General features: G+C 35.8%; 6 protein-coding genes and 1 tRNA gene. 5 read left to right on the forward strand and 2 right to left on the reverse strand.

What is annotated here, in order from left to right; genetic code table 11:
* Positions 1-143 precede the first annotated feature (143 nt).
* Positions 144-947: an inositol-1-monophosphatase gene (suhB, locus tag I6F66_RS20270; RefSeq protein ID WP_002957826.1), complete on the reverse strand. Its 804-nt coding sequence runs from the start codon at positions 945-947 to the stop codon at positions 144-146.
* A gap of 276 nt (positions 948-1,223) precedes the next feature.
* Between suhB and I6F66_RS20275 the strand changes: the two genes are divergently transcribed.
* On the forward strand, positions 1,224-1,640 hold the full coding sequence (locus tag I6F66_RS20275) for a VOC family protein (RefSeq protein ID WP_197175831.1): 417 nt from the start codon (positions 1,224-1,226) through the stop codon (positions 1,638-1,640).
* Between the two features lie 38 nt (positions 1,641-1,678).
* On the opposite strand, the gene I6F66_RS20280 is transcribed toward I6F66_RS20275, so the two are convergent.
* Complete coding sequence (locus I6F66_RS20280; protein ID WP_197175833.1) at positions 1,679-2,347, reverse strand: LiaF domain-containing protein; 669 nt, start codon at positions 2,345-2,347, stop codon at positions 1,679-1,681.
* Between the two features lie 328 nt (positions 2,348-2,675).
* On the opposite strand from I6F66_RS20280, the gene I6F66_RS20285 reads away from it, so the two are divergent.
* The 4 genes from I6F66_RS20285 (at position 2,676) to I6F66_RS20300 (ending at position 4,681) form a co-directional block, all read left to right on the forward strand.
* On the forward strand, positions 2,676-3,242 hold the full coding sequence (locus I6F66_RS20285) for a BON domain-containing protein (protein WP_007586486.1): 567 nt from the start codon (positions 2,676-2,678) through the stop codon (positions 3,240-3,242).
* A 72-nt stretch (positions 3,243-3,314) separates the two neighbouring features.
* Positions 3,315-3,473: a YqaE/Pmp3 family membrane protein gene (locus tag I6F66_RS20290; RefSeq protein WP_002957822.1), complete on the forward strand. Its 159-nt coding sequence runs from the start codon at positions 3,315-3,317 to the stop codon at positions 3,471-3,473.
* Positions 3,474-3,851: 378 nt separating this feature from the next.
* Positions 3,852-4,349, forward strand: coding sequence for a hypothetical protein (locus I6F66_RS20295; protein ID WP_197175835.1), 498 nt, complete (start codon positions 3,852-3,854; stop codon positions 4,347-4,349).
* Positions 4,350-4,604: 255 nt separating this feature from the next.
* A tRNA-Ile gene (locus I6F66_RS20300) sits at positions 4,605-4,681 on the forward strand.
* Positions 4,682-5,101: the final 420 nt, after the last annotated feature.

Consider the following 5,101-nt stretch of genomic DNA (forward strand, 5'->3'; position numbering starts at 1 on the left):
TTGTTCTATATTCACAAAAAAATCCGTAGTTAGTTTCCTAACTACGGATTTTGCATGATCGTTTGGATCGGTCAACCGGTCATTTTCTTAACTGATCGGCATTAAGCCTGAGCTCCTTTTTAGCATGCTATTAATAGCAGCAATTAGCGAAGTAACGACTCAGTTAGTACTGGACGAATTTCGCGAATAATTGCTTGAGTCAATTTTGGTGAACCACAGATAATATTGCCGCTGTGGTTATAGTTATTACCACCAGCGAAATCTACAACCATACCGCCCGCTTCTTTAACCATAAGTTCGCCTGCAGCAGAGTTCCAAGGTTTTAAACCAATTTCAAAAAATCCATCAACACGGCCAGCTGCAACGTATGCCATATCTAAAGCAGAACAACCTGCACGGCGAATGTCTGCAGTGTGTACAAACAATGCTTTAAACGCTTCAGTGTATGCATCCATGTGGTTTTTGTTTTTGAAAGGGAAACCAGTAGCAAGTACAGTGCCTGCAAGAACCGTAGTTTTGCTAACACGTAGACGTTTGCTGTTTAACTGAGTGCCTTGACCGCGAGATGCAGTGAAAAGCTCACCACGAATTGGATCATAAATAACAGCTTGGTCTAAACGACCTTTAACTTTAAGTGCGATAGAAACCGCGTAATGAGGGATACCTTTGATGAAGTTAGTTGTTCCATCGATAGGATCTACAATCCATTGGTAATCATCATCCTTGCCTTTATGCTCACCTAATTCTTCACCAACAATAGAGTGAGTAGGGTAAGACTGTAAAATAGTGTCACGAATTACGGCTTCGGCTTCTTTATCAATGTTAGTTACTAAGTCGTTAGCGCCTTTTTGTTGCACTTCAACTTTTGATAAATCTTCACTTGCGCGAAGTAAAATTTTGCCTGCGTTGCGCGCAGCGCGAACCGCAATGTTTAACATTGGATGCATGGTATTACCTTTGGGTTGTAAAAGAACGTTTATATATTTCAGCCGGCATATTTTAGCGACTTTTGACATAAAGTAAACAATAAACCCCAAATACTTATGTTTGTTTTTTATACAAGATTGAAAAATGTCTATATTTTTTAAAAATAATAATGAGCAATTAATAAGTCATTATGTTCCTTTGTGTGTTAATTAAATTGAATTAATTTTAAATAACGCTTTACCTAAAGTTAGCTTGAGGTTTTATCGTGATCCTAACTTAATTGATAGGACAACATTATGTATTTAGAGCACGTAAACTTAGTCGCGAGTGATATAGATAGTATGCTTAAATTTTACCAAGCTGTATTTCCGCATTGGTCAATCAGAAGTGAGGGTAGAGGTGATTGGTACGGAAAACCAAGACGCTGGGTACACTTTGGAGATGACACGCATTACATTGCGATAAGCGACCATGGTGAAGGTGAAAACAGAAACCTATCGGGCCATCAAATTGGTTTTGCACACTTTGCTTATGTAACTAATAATTTAAGCGCAGTAGTAATGCGCTTAAATAAAGTGGGTTTTACAGTAAGCAAGCAAGGTAGCGAGAATCCTTTCAGAAAGAATGTCTACTTTATTGATCCCGCCGGGTTTGAAGTTGAGTTTGTAGAGTATTTAAGTGATATACCAAGCGAGCGAAATAACGATTTATAATAAAATACTAAGCAGCACGCTAAAGTGCTGCTACTCAATTATAGTGAGCGGTTATTATTACCCGTGCCAAACTGGGTTTTTAGCTCATTTGCAAAGCTCATAAATTTTTCTTTAATTGTGCGCTTTATTTTTACTTCAACCGATCCCATAACTGCCTTTCCTTCAATATGAATAGTAGGACCTTGGCGTTTGTTAAGCGACACTGATTTATTTTCAAGGCTACTTAAAATACAAAACATTTTAGACACTACATTTACATGCTCTGGTACGTAAATCTCATCGCTACCAAAAATACAGTTAACGTGAATAGTTACATTTTGATGCGCAAAAATGGCATCAGTAAAATCAAGTACCACCGATCCCATAAAGTTACTTAAATATATATTTTTTGGCACGACCCACTGACCGCTTCGTTCGTTAGAGCCTAAAATACTACGTAATGTAAAATCATCATCACTGTTTTGCTGTGCACTATAATGTGGTTTAAATTGCGATTGTTTTTCTGCTTTATATTGCTGATCGGTATTAAGTGTTAAGTCTTCTACTAAGGCTAAAAGAGCGTTGTTATTAGGTGCATCCATCGCGTTATCGAGTCGTCTCTCAAATGCATCAACAGAAATAACCCCATGACTGTAATTATAAATTAATTGATCAATCACTTGTTCGCGTACTTGCTCTATTGGGCGGTCTTCAACTTTTACAGACATGGGGCATTCCTTATTATATTTACTATTGATACTGCTCTTGATGTTTATATGCAAAGCACGCACCAAATATAATCACCTTAATTATCAGTAGGTTAATTTATAATGATGTTTTTTATTTTGTTATATTAACGATAGATTAACCAAAAATGCAATTATCTAGCTATTTTCACTATTTGAGAAAGTTTTACCGAGTAGCCTGTAAATAGTTACACAACTATAGATAATGCCTCACTCCAAAATAAACTCAACCTATTGAAATTTAAGTATAAATAAAGTTGGCCCAAAGCTCGCATTAGTTAAAGTGTCTTTAATCAAAAGGAGAAAGATTATGAAAACATTTAACAAGTCTATTATCGCAGCTCTAGTTCTTGGTACTACGGCTATGGGTGCCCAAGCAAACAGCTGGGAAAACGAAAGTAAAGATGCTTGGATTGATGGTAAGGCAGAAACAGTTCTACTTATGAACACTAATCTAAACAACTTTGACATTAACACTGATGTAAAAAATGGCAAAGTAGTACTTACAGGTAAAGTTAATAGCGAGCTTGATAAAGAGCTAGCAGAAGAACTTGTACTTAGCCTAGATGGTGTATCTGATGTTGATAACAGCCTTACTGTTGTTAAAAGCATGGATACCAAAGATAAAAGCAATGACATGATGGACGATGATGATAACGACCTAACGGACGCTAAAATCACCACTGTAATCACAACTCGCTTCCTGTTTGACTCAGAAGTTGGTGGTACAGACATCGATGTTGATACCGACAATGGTATTGTAACTCTGAACGGTTCAGTAGAGTCTGAAGCTGAAAAACAACTAGCAGTTAAAATTGCTAAAAATGCTGAAGATGTTCGTGACGTAGTTGATAAACTAGCTATTGTTGCTGAATAATACAGTATAGTTAAGGCCCACTAACACTGGGCTTTACGTCTTTTTAATGCTTAATTTAAATGGAGTTTAGTCATGGATATTATTCGTATAATACTTTCGGTTTTATTACCGCCATTAGGTGTGTTTTTGCAAGTTGGCTTAGGTATGCATTTTTGGTTAAATATTTTATTAACACTGCTAGGTTATTTCCCAGGGTTAATACATGCAATCTACATTATTGCGAAAAAATAATGACAGATTATATATTGTGTAAGCCGACTACTGAGGCCTAATGATACAAGTGCCCCAGTACCGTTCGGCTCACAATATTAGTTTTTAAAGTAAATATTTTTTATCAAAATCTAATTTTTAATTTACTCAAACTAAGTGATTTATTTCTTGTAACTCACTCCCAAAATACACTCAGCCAAACCATTGTTTACTTCAATTAAGCTTTCTAACTAACAGTAGTGTTCTGATTCTGTATTGATGCCATTTAGGAAATCTTTAATATTAGTTTGTTTATATATCTACAATACGCGATTAATTACTCTATTATTTAGTGACAATATTACCATCACTTCTAGTGTTATCATTACACCAAGCTTTTACGCATATTGAGGTAGCTAATTGAATATTCGACTTATACTGTCAGGCGTTGTGTCATTCGTTTTTTATTTTAGCTGGGCCTACTGGGCGAACAGTTCTGCAGATATTGCTAAATCGGTCACGCTTCAAGCTGCATTAGTACAAGGTTTGTATAGTGGATTTGTAACGCTGTTTTTTACTTTTATTTTAGAAAAGGTCGTCAACAAGTATAAGTCTAGTTATGTATCGCTTGCGTTCGTAACTCCAATTATTTGTATGTTTCATTCTAAAACACCACAAAACGTAGCAATACGACAAAGCTTCAATAATGCAATTAACTCTAGCGCCTCGTATTTAGGTAACAAAAAAATAGCAGGTGTACTTTTTGCGCCTATTATTCCGATTACTGTTCAATCGAGCTTAGTGATTATGGTGAATGTAATTAATCAGACACCTAATTTGACACTTACAGTAGCCCCAAGCATATTTTTTACAGCCTTGTATGCCTACACATATATGTTAGCTTTACTTAAAAAGTAGAGCGTTAAATACAAAAGACTACATGTGGGAGGAAGGTTTTTATAATTTAATGCAGAGAATATCGTGGGGAATATCTTGTATTTTATGCTTATACCCACCTAAAAGATTACTATTTAAGCAGTTAGCTTACTGATTGTTAAAATAAAGGTGTTTGGTAGTGACAAGCACCTAAAAAGTTTTTATACTGCAACCCGCTTTAGTCGCTCTGTGACTGAACGCTTCAAAAATTAACTGCCTAGCAGTTATATAAAAGTTGGCCCCTTAGCTCAGTTGGTTAGAGCACACGACTCATAATCGTTAGGTCCCCAGTTCGAGTCTGGGAGGGGCCACCACTTTTGCAAACTTTCCAAAAAATACCTACTCAAATTATTTAAAGCTACATGAACTTAATATCGTGTAATTTATGATTCTTTATTTACCTCTAATAATAAATATAATTTAAATAAAGTTAATCCATAGATTAAGCTAAGCTTTCTTAAATTTGAAAGAGTGCGAATGCACTATTAAATTCCAGCGTTAGATCGGACGCTATTCATGCTCTGTTTTGTAAATGACAATGAGCTGCACCTGATTTTAGAATACAAGAAAGCCCCTATTGGCTGTCTCTTATACACAAATCCCTGCTAAGAAATTAGCGGGGATTTTTTTGAACTAAATCTCAATGTCATGATCAGCTCTTCAAATCTTGTTTGAGGGCACATTATGATTAACGAACATACTCATTGGGCAAAACAACAATTCGGTAAATCGGA

The organism is Pseudoalteromonas sp. NZS100_1 (assembly GCF_015864285.1).
Lineage (GTDB): Bacteria > Pseudomonadota > Gammaproteobacteria > Enterobacterales > Alteromonadaceae > Pseudoalteromonas > Pseudoalteromonas arctica.

Bases quoted from the DNA above. Each gene is read 5' to 3' on its own strand.
- suhB (WP_002957826.1), bottom strand. From the start codon at position 947: ATGCATCCAATGTTAAACATTGCGGTTCGCGCTGCGCGCAACGCAGGC.
- I6F66_RS20275 (WP_197175831.1), top strand. From the start codon at position 1,224: ATGTATTTAGAGCACGTAAACTTAGTCGCGAGTGATATAGATAGTATG.
- I6F66_RS20280 (WP_197175833.1), bottom strand. From the start codon at position 2,347: ATGTCTGTAAAAGTTGAAGACCGCCCAATAGAGCAAGTACGCGAACAA.
- I6F66_RS20285 (WP_007586486.1), top strand. From the start codon at position 2,676: ATGAAAACATTTAACAAGTCTATTATCGCAGCTCTAGTTCTTGGTACT.
- I6F66_RS20290 (WP_002957822.1), top strand. From the start codon at position 3,315: ATGGATATTATTCGTATAATACTTTCGGTTTTATTACCGCCATTAGGT.